This is a genomic window from Cupriavidus sp. GW821-FHT02F09, assembly GCF_059421605.1.
Genome location: NZ_JBWKVH010000004.1, coordinates 233,938 through 256,957, shown reverse-complemented (window position 1 = coordinate 256,957; position 23,020 = coordinate 233,938). Strand labels below are relative to the sequence as shown.

General features: G+C 66.3%; 23 protein-coding genes and 1 riboswitch. Of the genes, 6 read left to right on the top strand and 17 right to left on the bottom strand.

All coding sequences use genetic code 11. The annotated features are described in order from the left end of the window. On the bottom strand, positions 1-912 hold the full coding sequence (locus AC07XB_RS07140; RefSeq protein WP_492375475.1) for a LysR family transcriptional regulator: 912 nt from the start codon (positions 910-912) through the stop codon (positions 1-3). Positions 913-1,047: 135 nt separating this feature from the next. On the opposite strand from AC07XB_RS07140, the gene gstA reads away from it, so the two are divergent. Continuing rightward, on the top strand, positions 1,048-1,674 hold the full coding sequence (gene gstA, locus AC07XB_RS07135; RefSeq protein WP_492827376.1) for a glutathione transferase GstA: 627 nt from the start codon (positions 1,048-1,050) through the stop codon (positions 1,672-1,674). A 21-nt stretch (positions 1,675-1,695) separates the two neighbouring features. On the opposite strand, the gene AC07XB_RS07130 is transcribed toward gstA, so the two are convergent. The 4 genes from AC07XB_RS07130 to AC07XB_RS07115 form a co-directional block, all read right to left on the bottom strand. Beyond that, positions 1,696-2,487, bottom strand: a complete 792-nt coding sequence (locus AC07XB_RS07130; protein ID WP_492375477.1) for an oxygen-binding di-iron domain-containing protein — start codon at positions 2,485-2,487, stop codon at positions 1,696-1,698. A 262-nt stretch (positions 2,488-2,749) separates the two neighbouring features. After that, positions 2,750-3,388, bottom strand: a complete 639-nt coding sequence (locus AC07XB_RS07125; protein ID WP_441639140.1) for a glutathione peroxidase — start codon at positions 3,386-3,388, stop codon at positions 2,750-2,752. 75 nt (positions 3,389-3,463) lie between these two features. Next, a complete protein-coding gene (locus tag AC07XB_RS07120; RefSeq protein ID WP_492375479.1) occupies positions 3,464-4,954 on the bottom strand; it encodes an MDR family MFS transporter in 1,491 nt (496 codons plus the stop codon). A 711-nt stretch (positions 4,955-5,665) separates the two neighbouring features. Then, positions 5,666-6,115, bottom strand: coding sequence for a CBS domain-containing protein (locus tag AC07XB_RS07115; protein ID WP_492375480.1), 450 nt, complete (start codon positions 6,113-6,115; stop codon positions 5,666-5,668). A gap of 256 nt (positions 6,116-6,371) precedes the next feature. Here AC07XB_RS07115 and AC07XB_RS07110 point away from each other — a divergent pair, with 256 nt between their 5' ends. Further along, the gene (locus tag AC07XB_RS07110; protein WP_492809304.1) at positions 6,372-7,019 is read left to right on the top strand and encodes a CDGSH iron-sulfur domain-containing protein; all 648 of its coding nucleotides are present in this window, start codon (positions 6,372-6,374) and stop codon (positions 7,017-7,019) included. Here AC07XB_RS07110 and AC07XB_RS07105 read toward each other — a convergent pair. Then, on the bottom strand, positions 6,994-7,713 hold the full coding sequence (locus AC07XB_RS07105) for a TetR/AcrR family transcriptional regulator (protein ID WP_492809303.1): 720 nt from the start codon (positions 7,711-7,713) through the stop codon (positions 6,994-6,996). The two genes, AC07XB_RS07110 and AC07XB_RS07105, sit on opposite strands and share 26 nt — an antisense overlap. Before the next feature lie 62 nt (positions 7,714-7,775). Here AC07XB_RS07105 and AC07XB_RS07100 point away from each other — a divergent pair, with 62 nt between their 5' ends. Beyond that, complete coding sequence (locus AC07XB_RS07100; protein WP_492827378.1) at positions 7,776-8,939, top strand: DUF2855 family protein; 1,164 nt, start codon at positions 7,776-7,778, stop codon at positions 8,937-8,939. Positions 8,940-9,114: 175 nt separating this feature from the next. Then, complete coding sequence (locus AC07XB_RS07095; RefSeq protein WP_492809301.1) at positions 9,115-9,681, top strand: acyloxyacyl hydrolase; 567 nt, start codon at positions 9,115-9,117, stop codon at positions 9,679-9,681. Between the two features lie 24 nt (positions 9,682-9,705). Here the strand turns inward: AC07XB_RS07095 and AC07XB_RS07090 are convergent, their stop codons facing one another. The 5 genes from AC07XB_RS07090 to AC07XB_RS07070 form a co-directional block, all read right to left on the bottom strand. Beyond that, on the bottom strand, positions 9,706-10,554 hold the full coding sequence (locus tag AC07XB_RS07090; RefSeq protein WP_492375485.1) for a PA4780 family RIO1-like protein kinase: 849 nt from the start codon (positions 10,552-10,554) through the stop codon (positions 9,706-9,708). Positions 10,555-10,618: 64 nt separating this feature from the next. Continuing rightward, positions 10,619-12,040 carry an ATP-dependent RNA helicase DbpA gene (gene dbpA, locus AC07XB_RS07085; RefSeq protein WP_492375486.1) on the bottom strand — a complete coding sequence of 474 codons (1,422 nt, stop codon included), beginning with the start codon at positions 12,038-12,040 and terminating at the stop codon, positions 10,619-10,621. 79 nt (positions 12,041-12,119) lie between these two features. Beyond that, complete coding sequence (locus tag AC07XB_RS07080; RefSeq protein ID WP_492827380.1) at positions 12,120-12,992, bottom strand: DUF72 domain-containing protein; 873 nt, start codon at positions 12,990-12,992, stop codon at positions 12,120-12,122. 53 nt (positions 12,993-13,045) lie between these two features. Beyond that, positions 13,046-14,200, bottom strand: a complete 1,155-nt coding sequence (locus tag AC07XB_RS07075) for a WD40/YVTN/BNR-like repeat-containing protein (protein ID WP_492827382.1) — start codon at positions 14,198-14,200, stop codon at positions 13,046-13,048. Positions 14,201-14,243: 43 nt separating this feature from the next. Next, positions 14,244-14,513, bottom strand: coding sequence for a MoaD/ThiS family protein (locus tag AC07XB_RS07070; protein ID WP_043342689.1), 270 nt, complete (start codon positions 14,511-14,513; stop codon positions 14,244-14,246). Between the two features lie 245 nt (positions 14,514-14,758). Between AC07XB_RS07070 and AC07XB_RS07065 the strand changes: the two genes are divergently transcribed. Then, on the top strand, positions 14,759-15,310 hold the full coding sequence (locus AC07XB_RS07065) for a glutathione peroxidase (RefSeq protein ID WP_492827384.1): 552 nt from the start codon (positions 14,759-14,761) through the stop codon (positions 15,308-15,310). A gap of 87 nt (positions 15,311-15,397) precedes the next feature. On the opposite strand, the gene AC07XB_RS07060 is transcribed toward AC07XB_RS07065, so the two are convergent. Continuing rightward, complete coding sequence (locus AC07XB_RS07060) at positions 15,398-16,879, bottom strand: M81 family metallopeptidase (protein WP_492827386.1); 1,482 nt, start codon at positions 16,877-16,879, stop codon at positions 15,398-15,400. A gap of 260 nt (positions 16,880-17,139) precedes the next feature. Here AC07XB_RS07060 and AC07XB_RS07055 point away from each other — a divergent pair, with 260 nt between their 5' ends. Then, positions 17,140-17,634, top strand: coding sequence for a hypothetical protein (locus AC07XB_RS07055; protein ID WP_492375490.1), 495 nt, complete (start codon positions 17,140-17,142; stop codon positions 17,632-17,634). A 78-nt stretch (positions 17,635-17,712) separates the two neighbouring features. Here the strand turns inward: AC07XB_RS07055 and AC07XB_RS07050 are convergent, their stop codons facing one another. The 5 genes from AC07XB_RS07050 to AC07XB_RS07030 all read right to left on the bottom strand — a co-directional run bounded on the left by AC07XB_RS07050 (position 17,713) and on the right by AC07XB_RS07030 (position 23,010). Beyond that, positions 17,713-18,048, bottom strand: a complete 336-nt coding sequence (locus AC07XB_RS07050) for a nucleotide pyrophosphohydrolase (protein ID WP_150985404.1) — start codon at positions 18,046-18,048, stop codon at positions 17,713-17,715. A 149-nt stretch (positions 18,049-18,197) separates the two neighbouring features. Continuing rightward, positions 18,198-19,469: a DUF445 domain-containing protein gene (locus tag AC07XB_RS07045; protein ID WP_492827389.1), complete on the bottom strand. Its 1,272-nt coding sequence runs from the start codon at positions 19,467-19,469 to the stop codon at positions 18,198-18,200. Positions 19,470-19,604: 135 nt separating this feature from the next. Further along, positions 19,605-20,729 carry an ADP-ribosylglycohydrolase family protein gene (locus AC07XB_RS07040; RefSeq protein WP_492827391.1) on the bottom strand — a complete coding sequence of 375 codons (1,125 nt, stop codon included), beginning with the start codon at positions 20,727-20,729 and terminating at the stop codon, positions 19,605-19,607. Between the two features lie 28 nt (positions 20,730-20,757). Then, positions 20,758-20,863: riboswitch (SAM-I-IV-variant riboswitch) on the bottom strand. Between the two features lie 173 nt (positions 20,864-21,036). After that, the gene (locus tag AC07XB_RS07035) at positions 21,037-21,621 is read right to left on the bottom strand and encodes a helix-turn-helix domain-containing protein (RefSeq protein ID WP_253929463.1); all 585 of its coding nucleotides are present in this window, start codon (positions 21,619-21,621) and stop codon (positions 21,037-21,039) included. Between the two features lie 96 nt (positions 21,622-21,717). Next, the gene (locus AC07XB_RS07030) at positions 21,718-23,010 is read right to left on the bottom strand and encodes a M20 family metallo-hydrolase (protein WP_492827393.1); all 1,293 of its coding nucleotides are present in this window, start codon (positions 23,008-23,010) and stop codon (positions 21,718-21,720) included. Positions 23,011-23,020: the final 10 nt, after the last annotated feature.

Sequence of the window (23,020 nt, the reverse complement as noted above, 5' to 3'; positions counted from 1 at the left end):
CTACGCGTCCAGCCTGACATGCTCCGCCAGGTGGCTGACCACGGTGGCGATGCGCCGCAGATGCCGGGACTCCGGATGTGTCAGCAGCCACAGGTCGGTGTCGCACTCGTCCAGCGTGCCGGTGAGCGCCACCAGCTTGCCGCTGCGCCGCCCGATCATCAGCGAAACAATGCCGGCGCCGAGCCCTGCCTCGACGCCTTCCAGCACGCCGGCGATGCTGTTGACGCGGTACTGCGGCACCACGCGCGGCAGGTGCTTGCGGCGCCAGCGCACCGACGGGTGATCGGGCATGGCCTCGTCCGGCGCGATCCACGGCAGTGTGGCCAGCGCGGCAAGGTCGACGGCGCCGCCGTGCCCGGGGATCGCGATGCCGGCCGCCTCCACCAACTCCCGCGCCGCGAACACCGCCACGCGCAAGGGGCCGAGGCACTTGCCGATCAGGTGATCGGGTGGATGGCGCGTGGCGCGCACGGCGATGTCGGCGTCGCGCCGGGTCAGGCTGACCAGCTCATTGGTGGCGATCAGCTCGAAGCTCAGCCCGGGATGCTTGCGCCCGAGCGGCGCCAGTGCCGGCAGCACCATGCCATGCAGCACGGTATCGGTGGTGGTGATGCGCACCAGGCCCGACACCGTGCCGGCCGACACCGAGGCATGCGCGCGCGCCGCCTCCAGCTCGGCCTCGATGCGTTCGGCATGCTGTGCGAACTGCTGGGCAAGTTCGGTCGGCAGGTAGCCCGCGCGGCTGCGCTCGAACAGGCGCCGCCCCAGCCCTTTCTCGATGCGCTGCAGCGCGCGGAACACGGTGGAGGCATCAAGCCCGAGCCGGCGCCCGGCTTCGGCCAGCGTGGCGCAACGCACCAATGCCAGCACCACGTCGAGATCGGGGGAAGAGAGTTGGTAGGGTATGTTCATTGCAGATTTGCAGCCATAGCTTGCGTCAGTGCGCATTGTGATTGCGCTTTCGCAATCCTAGACTGCCTGCACTGCCACCACAAGGCGTGGCGGCAAACCCTGAAAAACCGAACCCAAAACAGCGAGGACTACCCGATGAAGCTCTACTACTCCCCTGGCGCTTGCTCCCTGGCCGTGCATATCGCACTGCGCGAAGCCGGCCTGCCGTTTTCGCTCGCCAAGGTCGACCTGGCCCGGCACAAGCTGAGCGAGCCGGAAAACGGCAGCGACGACTTCTACGCGGTGAGCCCGCGCGGCTACGTGCCGATGCTGCAACTGGACGATGGCTCGCGCCACACCGAAGCCGCATCGCTGCTGCAATACGTGGCGGACCTCGCCCCGGGCAAGGCGCTGCTGCCGGCGGCCGGCACCCAGGCGCGCCTGGAAGCGGTGGGCTGGCTGACGCTGGTCTCCACCGAGCTGCACAAGGTCTTCAGCCCGTGGCTGTGGCACAAGGAAACCGCGCAGAGCACACGCGAGGATTGCCTGGCCAAGGTGGCCCTGCGCTTCGCCGAGCTGGACCGGCACCTGGCCACGCGCGACTACTTGTGCGGCACGCAGTTCACCGTGGCCGACGCCTACTGCTTCGCCGTCGCCAACTGGGCCAATATGCTGCACATGCCGCTCAACCCTTACCCCGCGCTGCAGGCCTACCTGTCGCGCGTGGCCGCGCGGCCGAAGGTGCACGAGGCGCTGGTGGCCGAGGGGCTGGCGCGCGATTGATCGTGCAACCGGTGCCGGGCGTCAGGCTGCCGTTGTGGTGACGGGCGGCAGCCTGTAGTTGTCCTGGCTAAGCAGGTCCAGCCCGCACTCCAGCGTGGAGACCCAGTCGATGAACTGCGCCACCATCACCTTGCCGCGAAACGACGGGCCGTGCTGCGGCACGATCCACTCGATATCCAGCCCGCGCGCCATGTTGGCCCACAGCCGGCAGGCGCGGTTGCCGCTCATGTAGCGCTGGTGGAAGGGCAGCATGGCGCGGGTGTGCGCGGCAAAATCGCTCACCACCGCGCCGGCTTCCCGCGCGCTGGTCATGGCCGCGCCCAGGTCGCCGGAGAACAGGATCTTGCTGATGGGATCGTAGAACTGGAAGTTGCCCTCCGAGTGCAGGAAATGCGCCGGCACCGCCAGCAACGTGCAGTTGCCCAGCGCGATCGGCATGCCGGCATCGGGGATGGTGACGATGCGCCCTTGCGTCTTGCCCGCCTGGCAGAAATGCGGCAAGAACCGCGCCCAGACGCGCGAGATCAGGATGCGGCTATCGGAGGCGGTCAGCCAGCGCCCGACCGAGGCCACGATATCCGGATCGGCGTGCGACGCCAGCACGTAGTCGAGCTGCTTGGGCGGAAAGTAGCGGCTGATGGCGAGGTACAGCTCGCCGTAGGTCATGTGCCCGCCAGGATCGATCAGCGCGCCGTGGCCGGCGTCGACGATCAGGAACTGGTTGGTCTGCACCACCTCGCCGTGCTCCTCCTCGACCAGGTCCGAAAACAGCAGGCAGGTGTGCCCGCCGGCATCGTATAGCGTGATGGCCATCGTCTGTCTCTCCCCAAAGCGGCGAAAGTAGCGATGGCGGCGCCCCGGCGGCTTGACGCTGGTCAAGAAGCCAGCGAATCGTGCGCCGATGCCATGGGCGCGGCCACGTTGAAGGGCAGTGTGCGCGGCGCCACCTGGGCGCTTGGCGGCTGGCAGGCGGTGTGCCTGGCCGGGATCGGCTTTACCGCGCTCAACCTGGTGGCGCACGGCTTCACGGCTGCGAAGCCGTGCGGTGCCGATGGCAGCTTAGTAGCCCGGCGGCTTAGCGCGCGCCGTCCAGCAGTTGCTCGATCTTGCTCACGAACTGCTTGTCGTCGGGCTTGGTCATGCTGTTATAGCTGCCCACCACCTGGCCGTTGCGGTCGATCACGTACTTGTAGAAATTCCACTTGGGCGTGGTGCCGGACTGCTTGGCCAGCAGCGCGTACATGGGATTGGCATCGCTGCCGCGCACGTGCGACTTGCCCAGCATCGGGAATTTCACGCCATAGGTGTTGTAGCAAAAGTCGGCGATCTCCTTGGAGGAGCCCGGCTCCTGCGAAAAGTCGTTGGACGGGAAGCCCAGCACCACCAGCCCGCGTTCGCGGTACTTGGCGTACAGCGCCTCCAGCCCTTCGTATTGCGGGGTAAAGCCGCAATAGCTGGCGGTATTGACCACCACTACGACCTTGCCGGCGTACTGGCAGAGGTTTTGCGGCGCTTCGTCCTGCAGGCGGGGGAACTTGAAGTTGAGCGAGGCCGGGCAGGCGCCGGCCGGCTTGGCGGCGGTGGCTGCCGGGGTATCGGCGGCTTGCGCAAGACGCGGCGCGGCGACAACAGCGGCGGCAGCGGCCAGGACCAACGCGCCGGACAAGGCGATGCGTTGCAGGGCGCGTGAGCGCTGTTCGGGAAGGCTGCGCATGTAGGAAACTCCGGAGATGGTCTATCCGTAGTTTACGCCGTTGGGCGTGAAATGGATGCGCAAGCCTCCTCCCGCTTACTCCATGGCCAGCGTGGCCGCGTGCTCGGTCACGCTGCTGCGCAACTCCACGTCCGGCATGCGGCGCACGATCACCAGCGCCAGCAGGGCGGCCACGGTGCCCACGGCAAAAATCAACCGGAAGCCCGACTCCACGCCGCCCGTCAGCACGTCCCGCACTGCGGGAGAGAGATGGGCCAGCGCCTCGCTGCCGTGGCGCAGCGCGCCCAGGTCCAGCGCCTGCGTCACGCCGGAAGCGTGCAGGGCATGGCGGAATTCCAGCGTCAGCAAGGTGCCGGCCAGCGCGCCGCCAAAGGCGCTGCCAAGCGAGCGCAGCACCAGCAGCGCGCCGGTGCCGGCGCCGGTATCGCGGCGCTCCAGCACGTTCTGCACCGTCATCAAGGTGCCGACCATGGTCATGCCCAGCCCCACGCCGGCCACCATCATGGCCAGCAAGACCAGCGCCAGCGGCGTGGACGGCGAAACCGCCACGAGCGCCAGCAAGCCCAGCGCCGCGGCAATGAATCCGCCGGTCAGGATGCCGCGCATCCGCCCCAGGCGCGGCGCCAGCCCGGCCACGATGAAATTGCCCGCCACGGTGGAGAGCAGGAACGGCACCACCAGCAAACCGGACTCCGACGCATCGGCGCCGCGCACCAGCTGGAAATGCAGCGGCAGCGCGAAGATGCACAAGAAGATATTCAGCGCAGCCATCGCGGACGCCGCCACGCCCAGCACATAAGCGCGGTTGCGGAACAGCCGCGGCGGCAGCATCGGGTCGCCCGCGCGGCGCTCCTGCCAGACCAGCGCGGTCACCGCCACCAAGGCCAGCAGCGCCAGGCCAGCGATCTCCGGCGAGATCCAGTCGTAGACATCGCCCCCCCAGCTCATCGCCAGCAGGAAGGCCACAATGGAAACCGTCAGCAGCAGCGCGCCGCCCCAGTCCACCCGCGCCGAGCCGCCACGCACCTGCAACTGGCTCAAGCCCCGATAGCACATGAACATGGCCAGCAACCCCAGCGGCACATTGATCCAGAACAGCCAGCGCCACGACAGATGATCTGAAGTCCAGCCCCCCACCAGCGGGCCGGCAATGGAAGCCACCGCCCACACGGTCGCCAGGTAACCCTGGTAACGCCCACGCTGGCGCGGCGCCACCACATCCGCAATCGCCGCCTGCGCCAGCGACATCAAGCCGCCACCGCCAATGCCTTGCAGCGCACGGAACAGGATCAGCTGCTCCAGCGTAGCCGCCATCGCGCACGCCACCGAGGCCAGGATGAACAGCGCGATCGCCAGCATCAGCAGCCGGCGCCGGCCATAGGTATCCGACAACTTGCCGTACAAGGGCGTGGAAACGGTGGAAGTGATCAGGTAGGCCGTCACGATCCACGACAAATGGCCAAACCCGTTCAGGTCATTGGCAATCGCCGGCACCGCCGGAATCACCACGGTCTGGTCCAGCGCGGACAGCAAGATGCAAAGGATGATCCCGCCGATCACGCGCATGATGGCCTGGTGGCTCAGGGCAGGGGTAGCAACCGCAGAAGAAGCAGATGAAGCAGAAGTGGAGGAAGACATCGGAGGCAGCAGGGCGCGTAGTCATAAGCAACCAACGTTGCGCCCAACCGCCAACAAACCACCTCGTTTGTCAGCCTATATCGGGGAACATGGCCACAAAATTGAAATCAACCGATTGGACGCGTACCCAGCGCTGCGCGAATCGAGAACTGCCACGAGCTGGCAGATGCCGCCTGCACGGCCCGGGCGGGCCTAATTCAGTGAATGCATAATTATATGCGGATACCAAATATGGAGTGCGGCACTAAGTTGGTTTCTGATGCGGCGCAAACGCGCCTTTTGCCTGAACGTGCGTACTTCTGTTCAGTACGAGCGGCCATCTGCCAGCAAGCCGACACGAAGCAAAATACGGAATTTTGTGGTTTTTTTGTTGCCGCAGGGACGGGAGCGTACCCAATACAGCGGGGCCAGATTGGGCTGGCCCCAACAAGCCACCCGTCACACGCAGCGAAGCGAGACGTGAAGATGTGCCAAGACCGTATGGGGCGCCTTCCTAGCCTGCCCTTTTGGGAGACAGGAAAACAGGCCGGCGCCCCGCAGGGGTCATGAAACTGCCTTTGACTTTAAGCTTGTGACCTTAAGCCCTTGAACCTGCGGTAAATCAGCTTCCATTTACCAGGAATCACCGGGGCAATGAGATCAGAGCTTGGGATGGGGCGTCCCGCTAATGTAGTGCTCCAGTTGATCGATGATAAATTTCTGCTCGGAAATAATATCCTTGACCAGGTCCCCGATCGACAACATGCCCACCAGGGCATCGCCGTCCATCACCGGCAAGTGCCTCAACCGATGCTGCGTCATCAACGCCATGCACTCATCGGTACTCTGATCCCCGCGCACATAAATCACCGCCGACGTCATGATGTCGCGAACAAAGGTCTCCCGGGAAGTCCGCTGCATCAGGATCACCTTCCGCGCATAATCCCGCTCGCTCAAAATACCAACGATATCGCCGCGTTCGATCACCAATAACGCGCCAATGCCTTTTTCCGCCATCAGTTGCAGCGCAGCATAAACCGTGGCGCCAGGGGGAATGCTGTAGATAGCCTGAGTCGGTTTGGACTCAAGAACCTGTCGTGCAGTTTTCATCACCCACTCCTTGTTCGATCCCAACGGATTGCAACACGACCCGCGCAAAGGCGGGAGCGCCTGGCAGGGCACCTGCGCACCGCGCCGCTGCCTATCGCCTTCAGATTAGCACCACGCGCGCACGCCTTACAGGGTGACGCACACGAATCTTTGCAAAAAAACCAAGCCGCTGAAAAGCACTGCGCAAACCCGCCGGCAAGCGCTATAAAGGAAAGGGAGCGCGCCACCTGGCGCGCAATGCGCAGGAGGGCCAGCCATGGCCACCGAGTCCGTTGCCGGCAAGCGCGTCATCGTGCTCTTCGACGACAGCCGCTGCATCCATTCGCGCCACTGCGTGCTGGACCGCCCGGACGTGTTCGTGCCCGGCGTGCAGGGCGAGTGGATCCACCCCGACAACGCCAGCGCCGAAGAAATCGCGGAGATTGCGCACAACTGCCCATCGGGCGCCATCAGCTACCAGAACGTCGACGATTCCCCCGGCGAGGCGGCGCCGCTGGTCAATGTGGTGCGCGTGCTCGAGAACGGCCCGCTGGCGCTGCGCGCCGCCATCACCATCGATGGCCAGCCCGCCGGCTTTCGCCTGACGTTGTGCCGCTGCGGCGCTTCGCGCAACAAGCCCCTGTGCGACGGCAGCCACGCCAGCGCGGGTTTCGTCGCCACCGGCGAGGCCGCCACCGTAGCATCGGAGCCGCTGGCGCAGCGCGATGGGCCCCTCGATATCCATCCCATCCCCAACGGACCGCTGCGCGTCAAAGGCAATCTTGAAGTCATCAGCGGCACCGGCAGAACCATCACCCGCATGACCGAGGCCTGGTTTTGCCGCTGCGGCCAGTCGGGCAACAAGCCGTTCTGCGACGGCACGCACAAGAAGGTAGGGTTCAGGAGCGACGCGCAGGATCCATAAAATCCATAGGATCCGAAGACAACGGCGCGGCCCCCAGCGCCAGCAGGCAAAGCCGCTCCATCTGCGCCACCCATGCCGCCCGCGAGGACTCGGCAGCCTGCAGCAGCAGGCGATAGCGGCGCGCGCCCCAGACCGCCTCCAGCAGGCTTCGCACCATGGCGGGGTCCGGCGCGCCCGGCAAATCCGGGCATGCCGCCAGCGCGCGCTGCCAGGCCGCGTACAACTCATCGAACACACGGCGGTGATGCTTGGTCTCGGCGATGCGCGCTTCCAGCATGAGCATCTCGTGTTCGAAGCCCTCCAGCGAGGCATCGTCGGCGCCGCAGGTCAGCCGTGCCAGGCGCTGGACGCGCGTGCGCCAGTCCAGCCCGGGTACGGCCGCCACTTCGGCCTCGATGCGCGCCAGCAGCAGCTCGATGGTGTGCCGCACATAGCCGGAGAGCAGCGCCTCCTTGTTAGGGAAGTACTCGTACAGGGTGCCTACGGAGCATCCGGCCTCCAGCGCCACGGCGCGCGTGGTCACGCCGTCCCAGCCACGCGCCCGCCATATCCGAACAAACGCCTCGTAAATGGCATCCACGGTAAAGCGCGCGCGCTGCTGCGACGGGCGTTTCAGCGGCCTGGCAGGCGCTTGCGCCGGCTCGGCCGCGGCACCCGCGTTTCCGAACCCGGCGGCCTGCTTGCGGCGATACATTGGTGGCATCGACCTCGACGGTGAGAAAGGGACAGAAAATGGGACAGACGATGGATCAGACGATGGATCAGACGAAGCACAGCGACCATGGCAGCCACCAAGGCAGTCACAACGACAGCGCCGAACAATCGCTCACGGTCACCCGACTGCTGACACGCAAGCATGCCCTAAATGAAAGCCGGCTGGAAGCGCGCCAGGAACGCACCGACGCCGCCCCCGGCGAAGTCCTGCTGAAGATCGACCGCTTCGCACTCACCACCAACAACATCACCTACGCCGCCTTCGGCGACGCCATGAATTACTGGCAGTTCTTTCCCACCGGGCAACAAGAATGGGGCCATATGCCGGTGTGGGGCTTTGCCGATGTGGTGGACTCCAAGGTGCCCGGCGTGGCGGCGGGCGAGCGCTTCTACGGCTACTTCCCCATCGCCAGCCATATCCGCATGCAGCCCGAACGCGTGACCGAGCGCGGCTTCTACGATGCCATCGAGAACCGCCGGTCCCTGACCTCCGCGTACAACCAGTACACCCGCGTGACCAACGACGCCGCCTACGCACCCGAGCTGGAGAACTACCAGATCCTGTACCGGCCACTGTTCATCACGTCGTTCATGCTGGCCGACTTCCTCGAAGACAACCGCTTCTTCGGCACGACCCGGCTGGTAGTGTCCAGCGCCTCCAGCAAGACCGCCTATGGCACCGCCTTCTGCCTGCGCGACATCCCCGGCATCTCGCTGGCCGCCATTACCTCGGAGCGCAACCGCGCCTTTGTCGAAGGCCTTGGCTGCTACGAGGAAGTGGTCAGCTACGACGGACTGGAAACGCTTAGCACCGACGTGCCCACGCTCTACGTGGACTTCTCCGGCGACGAAGCGCTGCGCGCACGCGTGCACCATCACTTTGGCGACGCGCTGGTGTACGACTGCTTTGCCGGCTCGGCGCAGAACACGGGCTTTTTGCGCGATACCGGCCTGCCCGGGCCCAAGCCCGAGTTCTATTTCGCACCGGTGCAGATCCGCAAGCGCAATGCCGACTGGGGGCCCGAAGGCGTGAACCGGCGCTTCAACGCAGCGCAGCGCGCGTTTATCGATTATGTGAAAGAGCCGGCGAACGGCTGGCTGACGCTGATCGAAGCGCGGGGCTTCGGCGCCGCGCAGGAGAGAATCGCGAGCCTGGTGGCAGGTGGAAGCGAGCCGAAGGCGGGGTACGTGGTGCGGCTCGGTTGAGCGCCGCATGCCTGTTGTTGCCAGTGCGCGGACGGGGCTTGCACGCGAGTGGCCGCGCCGGGCTCCTCGCTGACGAAAGCCCGGCGAGCCTGACTGCCAGTGTGTATGATCAAACGAAGAGCCGGGCAGCCACGCGTTGGACGAGAGCCCTGCAGTCCGTTGCGAGGATCTCTCGATGCGCGTCTCTTCGTTTGCCGGCGTACTCGCACTGCACGGCGCCTGTACCTACGCCCAGGCAAACCCGCCGCCCATCGCCGACGCTGGCTGGTTCGAGCCCGCTCGCGTCGGCGTCTCGCTTGGCATCGCGCCCGAAGCCAACCTTGGCCGCCTCGAGTTGCGCTGGGACCTGAGGCAGGACCTGTGGGACAGTGCCACGCGATCGGTCAGGCTGCGCCTGGGGCTGGAGATTTCCGCGGGCGCCTGGGATCCGCATGGCGGCAGCAGCGGCGCAATGGGCGACATCGGCCTGACGCCCGTCTTTCGCTTGCAGGGTGGGGGCAACGCGACAGCCTTCGTGGATCTCGCCATCGGCGCCCACCTGCTCTCGCGCACCCGCATCTCGGATACGACCGTGTTCTCCACGGCGTTCCAGTTCGGCGACCGCATCGCCATCGGCTACCACTTTGACGATGCCATGCACTCCGAAGTCGCGCTGCGCCTGCAGCACTACTCCAACGGCAGGATCAAGCGGCCCAACCCCGGCATCAACTTCCTGCTCGTACAGTACTCGGCGCAGTTCTGAGCGCAGCGCGGCCGCGCTGCCGCCTTACTCCGCGCTTTGCAGGTAGCGCTGGCGCGCCTCTTCTTCCAGGATCACGTCTTCCACTTCCGCCAGCACGGCGTCCACGTCCACCGGGGTGTCGTCCACGGCAACCTGGCCGGTCAGCTTCACGCCAGGATGCAGCAAGCCGGCCTGGTAAAGCGCCCAGATTTCCTTGCCGTACTGCGTACCATTGAGCGCCGGCGCAAACTGGCCGAAGTAAAACGCGAGGTTATCCACATCGCGCTCCAGCATGGCGCTGGCTTCGCTGTTGCCGGCGGCATCCACCGCCTGCGGCAGGTCGATGATGACCGGGCCGTCGGCGTCCACCAGGATGTTGAATTCGGACAGGTCGCCGTGCACCACGCCGGCGCACAGCATCAGGATCACCTGCTCGATCAGCGCGTCGTGGAATGCCACCGCCTGCTCCGGGCTCAGCGCCACGTCATTCAGGCGCGGCGCGGCATTGCCCTCGGCATCCACCACCAGCTCCATCAGCAGCACGCCCTCGAAGCACAGGTGCGGCGTGGGCACGCGCACGCCGGCGGCGGCAAGGCGGTATAGCGCATCCACCTCCGCGTTGTGCCAGGCTTCTTCTGCCACCTTGCGCCCGTAGCGCGTGCCTTTTTCCATGGCGCGCGCCTGCCGGCTGTTCTTGACCTTGCGCCCCTCCTGGTAGGTCGAGGCCTGGCGGAAGCTGCGTTGCGCGGCATCCTTGTAGACCTTGGCGCAGCGGATCTCGCCACCGCTGCGCACGACATAGACGGTGGCTTCCTTGCCGCTCATCAACTGGCGCAACACCTCGTCGACCAGGCCGTCTTCGACCAGCGGCTGGAGCCGCTTCGGCGTTTTCATCGGGCAGCACCAAGTGGGCACGGCGAGCCCGCCATGCGCGGGGACAGCAGCGTCGCGGCCACCGTTATTCCGTCAGCATGCGCACTTTCACGCGCTTGCCCTTCACTGTCCCGTCATTCAGCTTGCGCATCGCCTCGCGCCCGATCGAACGCTCGACCGCCACGTAGGTGGACATGTCCATCACGTTGATCTTGCCGATCTGGTGCTTGGCGTAGCCTGCGTCGCCGGTGAGCGCGCCGAGGATGTCGCCGGGGCGCATCTTTTCCTTGCGCCCGCCAAGGATCTGCAGCGTGACCATGGGGGGCAGCAGGCGCTCATTGCTGGCGGGAGTCAGGTCGGACAGGGGCTGCCACTCCATCTCGGCGCCCATGGCCTGCTCGATATTGCCCACGCGGCCCATCTCGTTCATGCTCGCCAGGCTAAGCGCCCAGCCATCCTGGTCCGCGCGGCCGGTGCGGCCGATGCGGTGGACGTAGACCTCGGGGTCGGGCGTGACGTCGACATTGATCACCGCTTCGAGCTGGGCAATGTCCAGCCCGCGCGCGGCCACGTCGGTGGCGACCAGCACCGAGCAGCTGCGGTTGGCGAACTGCACCAGCACCTGGTCGCGCTCGCGCTGGTCCAGCTCGCCGTGCAGCGCCAGGGCTTCGAAGCCTTGCGCGCGCAGCAGGTCGACCAGGTCGCGGCAGCGGGCCTTGGTATTGCAGAAGGCCAGCGTGCTGACCGGGCGGAAATGGTTGAGCAGCAGGCCCACGGCGTTCAGGCGATCGCTGTCGGCCACCTCGTAGAAGCGCTGGCGGATCTTGCTGTCATCGTGCTGCTCTTCCAGCTTGACCTCGCGCGGCTTGCGCAGGAACTGCTGGCTGAGCTTGGCGATGCCTTCGGGATAGGTGGCCGAGAACAGCAGCGTCTGGCGCTCCTTGGGGCAGTGGCTTGCCACATAGGCGATGTCGTCGAAGAAGCCCATGTCGAGCATGCGGTCGGCTTCGTCCAGCACCAGCGTGTTGAGCGCATCCAGGTTCAGCGTGCCGCGCTCCAGGTGATCCATGATGCGGCCGGGCGTGCCCACGGCGATATGTGCGCCATGCGCCAGGCTGTCGGCCTGGGGGCGCATCGGCGAGCCACCGCACAGCGTCAGGATCTTGATGTTTTCTTCCGCGCGCGCCAGGCGGCGGATTTCCTGCGTGACCTGATCGGCCAGTTCACGCGTGGGGCACAGCACCAGCGCCTGCACGTCGAAGCGGCGCGCATCGAGCCGGTTCAGCAGCGCCAGCGCGAAGGCGGCGGTCTTGCCACTGCCGGTCTTGGCCTGCGCGATCAGGTCCTGGCCGGCCAGCGCGATCGGCAGGCTGGCCGCCTGGATCGGTGTCATGGTCTGGTAGCCGAGCTGCTCCAGCGTCGCCAGCGTGGCGGGCGAAAGGGGCAGTTTGGAGAAAGAGGCGCCGGCAGCGGCGGGCGCTGCGGATTGGGTAGGGCTTGAGGTCATGCCGGATTATACCGGGCTGGCTACCGCGCTTCTGTCGTCAATTTGTCGCCTCCCGTCGCCTCCCGTCGCCTCCCTGCGTCTATTTACCCCTGGCGCCGGCTTCCCAGGGCGGCGCCTGCCATCCCAGCCGCGCCAGCAGCGCCTGCGCCGCTGCCGGCGCGCGCTCCTTGGCGCCGCTGATAAAGAACACGAAGACTTCGCGCTTGCGCTTTGCAGGTGCGCTGGCATCCACTTGCGGCAGATCCTCCGGCCTCCCGCCCGCCGCCCAGGCCTGCACGCGCTCGCCCCACGCATCCAGCGCCTTGGGCGCGTAGCCACTCCTCAGCGTCTGTGCGCTGCGCATCAGCCGCGCATAGACAAAATCCGCGGTGAGATCCGCGAAGGACGGAAACTTGTCCGAGTCCGTGAAGACGGTGGCCGCCTTGTACTTGCGCGCGAGCTTGAGATAGGCTGGCGTCATGAAGCTCTCGTGCCTCACGTCGAGCACATGACGCAGCTTGCGTCCTTCGACCGATGCCGGCAGCAGCGCCAGGAAGGCCTCGAAATCTTCCGGGTCGAACGGCTTGGTGGGCGCGAACTGCCAGACGATGGGGCCGAGCTTGTCGCCCAGCTCGGCGATGCCGCTGTCGAGAAAGCGCGCGATGGACTCGCCGGACTCCGCCAGCACGCGGCGGTTGGTGGCAAAACGCGATGCCTTGACGGAGAACACAAAGCCATCCGGCGTCTCGTCGCGCCATTTGGCAAACGAAGTGCGCTTCTGGGTGCCGTGGTAAGTGCTGTTGATCTCGATGGCGGTGAGCTGGCGGCTGGCGTATTCCAGCTCCCGGCTTTGCGTCAGTCTGGCGGGATAGAAGTTGTCGCGCCAGGGGGCGAAGTTCCATCCGCCGATGCCGACGCGGGCGATGGGCGCTTCGTGGGATTTGGTTGTGCTCCTAGCGCTTGCTTCAGCCATGCGTTCGCGTCCTGTCCAGGTGAATCGATGGGCCCTGAGCGCGCGCGGACAACTCAAACAAAGCGCACGCAGTAAATCGGCGGCAGATGTGCCGAGAACAGCTTCCAGCGCTCCCCGCCGCTCTCCGATATCCACAGGCTGCCGGTGGTGGAGCCCATGGCAAGCCGCTCGCCGGTATGGTCCACCGCCAGCCCGTGCCGGTAGATCAGGTCATACGACGGCGCCGCGGGCAGCCCCTCGGAGAATGCCTCAAAACTCACCCCGCCGTCACGCGTGCGGGTGACCACCAGCTTGCCGTCCACCGGCACGCGGCATTCATCCTTGACTGCCGGCACGAACCACGCGGTATTGGGCCGGCGCGGATGCGCCGCCACGGCAAAGCCAAAGCTCGACGGCTTGGCGTGCAAGCGCTGCCAGTGCATGCCCGCATCGCCGGAGCGAAAGATCCCGCCATGGTGCTGCACCCACATTGCATGCGGATGGCCGGCACATTGCGCCAGCCGGTGCGGATCCTGGATATTGCCATCCTCGCGCCGCTCCGGTGGCATGTAGTCGGCCACCATGCCGCTCGCCGTGCAGGCCCAGCTCCTGCCACCGTCCCGCGTCTGCCACACACCGCCGCACGACACGGCCACGGTGACGTGGCGGCTATCGTGCGGATCCACGCAGATGGAGTGGATGCCCGGCACATCGTAGCCGCCGCCGAACCACTCGCTGCGCTCGGGGCGGTCCCACAGCGGCCGGTTCAGCGCCCAGCTGGCGCCGCCGTCGCCCGAGCGGAACAAGCCACCCGGCAAGGTGCCGGCCCACAGCACGCCGGGCTCATCGGCCCCGCCGGTTTCCATCGACCAGATCTGCTGCAAGGACCACGGCACCGGCGGCGCGGCGACCGCGGGTTCGCCGGTTTGCGCAGGGATGGGTACGCCCGGCACGGCCGCGTCCCGGGGCGGATCCGGCTCCGGCTGGGGCGGATAAACCGGCACCGCGCAAGCCTCCCACGCCACGCCGCGCGCCCTGCGCCGCCATAGCTTCACGCCAAAATGCCCAAGGTTGAGTGCCGCATACAAGGCACCGTCACGCGGATCGCCCAGCACCATGCTCACGGGCTCGCCCAGGAAATGCACCGACTCCTGCAGCCAGGTGAGCGCGCTGTCGCGCCGCAGCATCAACAAGCCCTTGCGCGTGCCAATGAGAAGTTGATCGTTCATGCTGACCTCCACGCTTGAGCGCCGAGCCTTCAGCGGCAAGCCGTCAACCGCCTGACAGCGCCTGCACCACAAAGATCTGGCTGCTGGCGCCCACGCGATCGCTCATGCGCCGGCGGTCGCGAATGGCCGAGCCATCCACAAACACCGCCAGGTGCCGGCGCAACTGGCCCTGGTCATCGAGGATATAGCCGCGCAGCTCCGGCTGCTCCCGAAACGCCATCTCCAGCGCGGCGCAGACGGTAGCCGCGGGCACTTCCCGCTCCGGGCTCGGGATATGGCGCTGGATCGCAGAGGCAAAGACAAGGCGCGGCATGGCGGAAGGGCCAGCGCGGGGACCGCTGGCCGTGATGGCGAGTGTCTTGCAGTTTAGGAAATACTGCGGGGGAATGGGTGTGCGGTTGCGCGCAGTGGCAACAATCAGGGCTGTGGCGCAGCCGTGGCGCTTTGACGCTGCAACGCAGCATGCGCGGGAAGCCGGGACGCCCACCGGCAAGAAACCTCCAAGGCCTGCATACTGTCGGCTCCATGGCATCCATACCACTCACGTAAGGACGAAAGATGGCAAGCACCTTGTACGACATTCCCCTGAAACGCATCGACGGCACCGACAGCCGGCTCGCGGATTTTCGCGCTCGTGTGCTGCTGGTTGTGAACGTGGCATCGAAGTGCGGCCTGACGCCCCAGTACGAAGGGCTCGAAGCGCTGTACCAGGCCAAGCGCGCCGAGGGCCTGGAGGTGCTGGGATTCCCGGCCAACAACTTCAAAGGCCAGGAGCCGGGCGACGAGGCGCAGATCCAGGAATTCTGCAAGCTGACCTACGACGTGCACTTCCCGATGTTCTCGAAGGTCTCGGTGCTCGGGCCGGACCAGCATCCGCTGTACGCGGCACTGACGCAAGCCCAGCCGGCCGCCATCGGCGACGGCCCTTTCCGTGAACGCCTGAAGGGCTACGGCGTGAACCCGGAGAACACCACCGATGTGCTGTGGAACTTCGAGAAGTTCCTAGTCGACCGGGAAGGCAAGGTGGTAGCGCGCTTCGCACCGGACGTCGCCGCGAACGATCCGCGCCTGCTGGAGGCAATCGATGCGGCGCTGGGCCAGGGCCGCTGACCGGTAGCCGTTGGCTAGCGGCGCGGCGGCGTAGCAGCGGCACGAGGAGGGCATCAGGACTTGCCCACTCCGGCCGCCACCCGCTAGCTACGCGCCCAAGGTCACGTCCGCCTCCAGCGGATACACCGGCCGCGTCAGACGCGCAAACGGGAACTGCGTGTAGCGCGAGCTCGTCACGCCACCGCCATCACACTCCACCACCGCCTTTGCGATCGGCACGAACACCGGCCGGCAGTACATGCGCGACTTCAGCAACAGGAAGCGCTGCGCCAGGGGATCCACACCGATATGGGTAAAGATGCCCAGGTCCCAGTGCTCCTGCGGTGTCTCGGTCACCACCACCTGCGCCGCGCCGATATCGAGCAGCACGGTGCGGCCCATGCGGATGCGCGCGCCGGTGTAGGTCGGGCCACTGATCACGTATTCTCCATTGCTGATGGCGGCCACCCGGCCGGTCAGGGTCAGCGGCGTCGGGTAGATGCCAAGCTGGGTCAACGGCACCTTGTTGCCCACCGGCAACGTCACGCGGGCATCCACGCCGGCCTCGATCATCGCGGCTACGGCCTGCGGGTCGCATACCGGCCCCACGGCAATGCCGGACAAGCCTTGCCGCAAGGCCTCGCGCAGGACCTGCATATCGTCGCAGGTGCCGCCCGACATGCAGTTGTCGCCGTGGTCCAGCAACAGCACCGGCCCGCTGCCACCTTGCGCGGCCAGTTGCGCGGCGCGCGCAATCGATTCCGCCAGCGGCTCGCTCTCATAGACAAAGCCGGCGCGCTCCGCCCAGATCTGCGCGGCAAGCTTGTCGGCCGCTGCCTGCGCCGCAGCCTGGCCGCCGTCGGCCACCACCAGCACGCTCAGGCAAGGCGCCGCGATATCCGCCAGCCCGAAGCCGGCCAGCACCGACACCGCCAGCATGCCGTCGGCCTCGGCCTGCCTGGCCGCCGCCACCGCGCGCTGCATCGCGCCTTCGCCGGTATTGCTGCGCAGTGTGTGCGTGACCATCGGCAGGCGCCGCCAGGCCAGCGCGGGCCGCGCCTTTTGCTCGAGCATGCGCATCAGCAGGCGGCCGGCGTGCTCGCCAGTCTCGTACATGTCCACGTGCGGATAGGTCTTGAAGCTGACCGCGATATCCGCGTGATCGATCATGGCCTGCGTCACGTTGCCGTGCAGGTCCAGCGCAACGGCAATCGGCGCGTGCGGCAGCACTTCGCGCAGGCGCGCCAGCAACTCACCCTCGCCGTCGTCGCTGTTCTGCGCGACCATGGCGCCGTGCAGGTCGAGCATCACGGCATCGCACCCGGGCGCCGCCTTGACGATGGCATCGCACAAGGCCGCATACGCATCGGCCGCGACGCGTCCGCTCGGGTTGGCGCTGGCCGTGACCGGCACCACCAGCTCCGCGCCTGCCGCCTCGGCCAGGTCGATAAAGGCACCGATGGCCGTGCGCGTGCCCTTGCTCGCCCGATACGCGTCCTCGCCGTATTGCGGATGAAAGGACGACAGCGGCGTCGCCACCGGCGAGAAGGTATTGGTTTCGTGGTTCAGTCGTGCGATCAGGATCTTCATGGCGGTGCGGGGGCTCCAGCATGGAAGTGGCCGGGAATGTCCGGCCGGAACGGGGGATGGGGACCAGCGATGCGGCATCGGCGGCCAATGACTGGCATGACCTCGATGCAACGGCCAAAGTCTACCGGCATGTGGCCCAGGATGGAACGGTGAGGAAGAGGGGCACCGGAATTGCATCGCGCGGCGTGCGGCCGTGCTGGACACGATGATGCAGCCATGATGGACAATATCGCGCCAATCTCAACCTCGGAACAATGACAATGAAGAAGCAACTGCTGCGCCTGGGCGCTATCCTGCTGGCCATCGGCGGCCCCGCCATCTCCCACGCGGCCAACCTGCCACCGCTAGCCGCCCTGCTCGACTGCAAGGGCGAAGCCAGCGGCGTGGCCGCCTACGTCGATGCCCTGGAAGACGGCGGGCTGCCCGGGTGGAGCAAGAACGACGAACTGAGCGGCTTTGCCTCCGCCGTGTATCGCACCCCCAAGCCCGTCAGCGTTGCCGGCCTGCCCACCACCGACGTGCGCTTCGGCGACTACCAGCTCGGCAACTACACGGCCTATGGCATCACCAGCGCCACCGACCTCAACGCCGTGGCCAGCCAGCTCGGCCTGCGCGGCGTGGCCGGCCGGGGCCTGGCCCGCGAGAGCGCGCGCGGCGCGTGGATCGTGGCACGCGAGTACAAGGGCCGGGTCGAGCTGGGCTGCGAATATCCCAATCCGCGGCTTGGCGGGCAGAAGGGTGCGCCAGCGCGCTGAAGACTCTCCGGCGGCGCCGCTGCCCTGGCGCCGCTCACCTGGCCCCCTCACCTGGCCCCCTCACCTGGCCCCCTCACCTCAATCCGTGCCGCCCGTCTTCGCCGGATACTTCACCGCATTCATCTCCATCTTGGCCTTCACCGCCGCGTTCAGGTCAACATCGAGCGCGGTCAGCAACTGCGCCAGGTAGATCGTGATGTCCGCCAGCTCCTGCTCCACGTGCGCACGCTCGTCCGTGGACATGACGGCGCGCGCCTCCTCCTCCGTCTTCCACTGGAAAATCTCGACCAGCTCGGCCACTTCCACGCTCAGCGCCATGGCCAGGTTCTTGGGGCTGTGATACTTGCCCCAGCCGCGGGCCTCGCCAAATGCGGCGGCCGCTTGCTGGAGCGTCTTGATGTCGATCAGGGTCATGATGGTTCACTGCAAAAATAAGCACCGCGCCTATTGAACCACGAATGCAAGCGGCTCGCGGCGCGCAACATGCAGAGAAACATTGGTTTCATGTGCGCGCATACACCGAGCCGGACGACCTGGTCAATGGCGCGCGATCCTGCTGGCGCCTAGCGGCCAAGCCACGCCGGCAGCTGCGCGATCAGGTACAGCGCCGCGCCGATCAGCCCGCCGACCACCGTGCCGTTCATGCGAATGTACTGCAGGTCCTTGCCTACGTTCAGCTCGATCTGCCGGGACATATCGCGCGCATCCCAGCTGCGGATGGTGTTGCTGATATGCCGCGTGATGAACTCCGCAAAGTCCGGCGCCATATTGCGCGCCGCATCGCGCAGGTGATCGTTGAGCGATGCGCGCAGGGACGCGTTGCGCGCCAGCTCCGCGCCGATCCACTGGCCCGCCGCCGCCACCTTGCGGTGTGTGGCGGAATCCTCGCGCGCCAGGTCGCGCTTGAACCAATTGCGCCACTCGGCCCAAAGCCCCCCGACATAGGCGTTCAGCGCCCCATCCTGCTTCAGGTGCGCCTTCAGCGCCTCGGCCTTGGCGTGGAAGGTGGCATCGTGCTTCAGCCGTTGAATCAAACGCTGCACGGCCGCATCGAAGCGCTTGCGCAACTCGTGATCGGCATCGCCCTCGATCTGGGTCAGCACGCGGCTCAGCGCCGCGGAAATCATGTCAGCGCCATTGCTCCCGATCCACTCGGTGGGAAGCAGCCGCTCCTTCCTGGGGTGATCGCTCTTGAGCCACTCCACGATCCGCTCCGAGATAAAAGCGCGGGCGGGCGGCTCGTTGAGCAAGGCGATCAACTGCGCGATGGTCTCGTCGAGCAGCGCCTGGTGCCGATCGTTCCTGGTCAGGCTGTCGAGGATGGTCGCTGCGGACTCCGACAGATCGACCTTGTCGATCATCGTATCCACCGCCCGCTTCAGCAGCGACTGGATGTTGCGCTCATCCATCACATCCAGCATGCCGCTCGCGAACTTCACCACCACATCACCGATCTGCCGCGCGTTGGCGGGCGACTCCAGCCAGCGGGTGACCACCAGCGCCGGATTGTGCCGCTCGATCAGCGCAACCACGGACGGCACGTCCAGGAACTTCTCCTTCACGAACACCGCCAGGCCGTCCGCGATATCGTCCCGCTTGCGGATGATGATGTTGGTGTGGCGCGCAAAGCCCGGCAACGGAATCCGCCGGAACAACGCCGCCACCGCAAACCAGTCCGCCAGCCCGCCAACCAGCGCCGCCTCCGCCGCCGCCCGCACGCCATCCGTCAAAGGCGCGCGCGGCAGGAGCACGGTGGTGACGAAAACGGCAAACGCGAACAGCAGCAAGGCCAATGCCTTGCGCTTTGCGACCCTGAGTTCTTCTTCCTGATGCATGGGATACCGGGCCCCGCTGCTGGGCTTGGAGATGGGAGCGCCATCATAAATCGCATTCCGGACAAGGCAATGTCCGGTCCCGCTATCGGCTATCGGCTATCGGCAATCAAACGCTGCTGCCGTAGCGCGCAACATTCAAAGCCCAGGATACTTCGTCCGGATGCGCCGAACCAGCGCCTCGTCTGCCGGGGCGATGCCCAAGTCCCACTCGGGGAACACGCTCAGGTCATCAGCCAGCTCGGTGATCACTTCGCGCAGCTCCAAAGGCGCCAGCCACTCCGGCGGAATCGCCTCCACGCCAAGCAACGTGCCCAGCAGGTTTCCCGTGATGGCGCCCGTGGAATCCGAGTCGCCATCGTGATTCACCGCCAGCACTACCCCGTGACGAAAATCACGCGCGACCAGCGCGCAGTAAATGGAGATTGCCAACGCCTCCTCCGCCACCCAGCCCTCGCCCAGGCGCGCGATGGCATCATCAAAGGCCACGCCGGAGTCGGCCAGCGCCTGCGCATGCAGGATGGCCAGGAGCGTCTGCTCGTGATCCGGCCGCGTGGACAAGCACGCTTTGGCGCTCGACAAAGCATCAGGCAGCGCAGCACCGTCGGCCAGCTCGCGGATCAACACCGCCAGCACGCCGCCCGTCAGCGATCCGCTTGGATGTCCATGGGTCAGCGCGGCCAGCTCCGTTCCCAGGACAAAGGCATCCTGAGGCGATCGCTGCCCGGCGCGCCGCCACACAAACAGGCCAGCCGGCGCCACACGCATCACGCCCCCGCAGCCCTTGCTATCGTTGCGCGCGGGCTCTCCCAGCTTGAGCATCGCCTCCAGCGCCGACAAACAAGTGTTTCCCGGCGCGCGCCGGCTATGCAGTGCCGCCTGCTGGTAAAGCCATCCCGGCTGGTCCGACAGCACATCGCGATGAAACGCCGGCTGGATCCCCTGCGTCAGCAACCAGCGCAGATAAGCGCGCGAGGCCACGCCAGGCACACTGCCGACGCCCCCGCTCGCCTCGCCCACCCACGCCCGCAGCAAGCCCTCCGCCGTGAACAACGTCATCTGCGTGTCGTCGGTGATGGTACCGACGCCACCGCAGGCCGGGGCGTAGCCGGTGATGCCGTCCTTGCCAAAGCGCTCGCGGATCTCCGCGAGCGACAGGAACTCCACGGGAGCGCCCAGTGCATCGCCAACAGCGCCGCCCAGCAGGCAGCCCTGGAAGCGGCTGCGTGTGATCTCGCAATCCATGACCGAAGCAGAAAACAAAAAACCCTCCGTGCAAGGAGGGTCGACGCATGGCCCGTTTGGTTGCTCCTCAAGGAGCCACATCCGCTTTCGCGATCCACCTTGCCCGGGAAGGCAGGTTGGCTTGGGCGTCGACCCAAATCAGAATGTGGGCGGATTGGAACATGGGGGGTTGGGGGGTGTCAAGGGTGGGGCAAGCAGGGTCAGCCGCATGATCGTGAGCCGGATCAACGGTGTTTGCTATTTCCAGCGGACCGATATTGTCCGCCTTGCACCTGTTCAAGCCGGCTTGAGGCGCGTGCTTGCCGAGATACCTGTGAGCAGGCAATCAGAAGGTCGCCGGTGAATTGACCCACAAAACCCGCGCCACGCCGGTGCCGGCGTTACGGTAACCGTGCGGCACGCTGCTCGGGAACGTGAACGCATCGCCCACGCCAACTGTGTAGCTCATGTCGCCCAGCGTCAGCTCAAGCGTGCCTTCAAGCACATAACCGACTTCCTCGCCGACATGCTCGATCTGCCCATCGCTGGCTTCGCCCGGTGCCACGATGTGGATATTGGCCTGCAGCAAACCGCCACGCTTGGCAAGCACAATGCGCTCCAGCGCGATGCCGCCCGCCTTGATGACCGGACGCTCGCCCTGGCGCTTGATGGGGCTTTCGCTGGGGTTGTCCTCGCTCGTCAGCGCGGCGATATTGGTGTCGAGCGCAACCGCGAGCCGGTGCAGCATGGCGAGCGAGGGGGAGGCCAGGCCGCGCTCCAGCTTGGAGATCAGGCTTTCCGAGCAGCCAGCCTTCTGCGCCAGCTGCAGCAGCGTGTAGCCCGACACCAGGCGCGCATGGCGCAACCGCACGCCCAGGCTGGAGGCAGGCGTCTTCTTGTCGTTCGGGTCGCTTTGATCTTCTGAGTCGATCTGGTCAACCGCCAGGGCGCTTTTGGCTTTCAATTCACGTTCCGTGCAAGACAAGTTGAAGATGAAGAACCCAGGAATACCCAGACTGAACCCAGGTTATTGGTTCGCCAGCGCGGCCACGGTATAGGCCAGCGCTTGCGCCCCAAGGAAGAGTTCGTGCGGCGCTGTTTCCTCTGCCGCGTTATGGCTGATCCCACCTTTGCTGGGCACAAAAATCATGGCCGTGGGGCAATGCTCCGCCAGGTACATGGCATCGTGGAACGCGCCGGATGTGAGGTGCAGCGGCTTGCCCTGCGATGCCTGCTCGCTGGCCCGCGCACAGGCCCGCTCGATCAGGTTCAGCATGGCGGCGGGAAAGTGCGTTGGCGGGCGCCGGAAAAAGCATTGGTACGTGATGCCGCCCTGGCGCGGCCGAGCCTGCGCCACCACAGCAGCCAGCATTGCCTCGAAACGCGCCAGCACTGCCTCGTCCACGCAGCGCACATCAATCGTGAATTCTACCTTGCCCGGAATCGTGTTGACGGAATTGGGGCCGACCTGCCAGCGGCCCAGCGTCAGCCGCAACTGGCTGGCGGCCTCGGCGGCGGCGTAGGTGTACAACTGGTGGGCAATGCCAACGGCGGTAGCCATGGCATCGCTGCGCTCGTCCATGGGCGTGGTGCCCGCATGCGCCATCACGCCGGTGCATTCCACGCGGTACCACCGCACACTCTGGATGCCGGTGACCACGCCCAGCGGCACGGCCGCGCGCTCCAGCACCGGGCCCTGCTCGATGTGCAACTCCACGCAGGCGGACATCGGCCGCTGCATCGGGCGGCGCGGCACATCGTTCGTGGCGGCAAGCGCGGCATCCAGCGCATCGCCGAAGCGGATGTTGGCGCCGTCCACCGACGCGCGATACGCGGGCAGGCAAGCCGGGTCCACAAACGCGCTCGACCCCATGGCCCCGGGCCCGAAGCGGCTGCCTTCCTCGTTGGTCCAGGCCACCACTTCGATCGGGCGCAGCGTCTGGATGCCGGCTTCATTGAGGGCCGCGATGACTTCGAGCCCGGCCAGCACGCCGTAGGCGCCGTCCAGCTTGCCCCCGACCGGCTGCGTGTCGGCATGGCTGCCGGTCAGCACGGGCGTAAGGTCCGCCTTGCCAGCACGGCGGAAAAACAGGTTGGCGCAATCGTCCGTGCTCACCTCGCAACCCAGCGCGCGCGCTTGCTCGATCAGGTAGCGCCGCGCGGCAAGGTCGATATCGGTCAGCGTTTCACGGGAGACGCCGCCATCGTCCCGACCGCCGAAGGCGGCCAGCGCGGCAATGGCCGCCTGCAAGCGACCGCTATTGACATGGTCCTGCGCCTGTTCTGCCGCGTGCTGCGCCAGCGGATCTTGTTGAGTCAATGGATTCTCC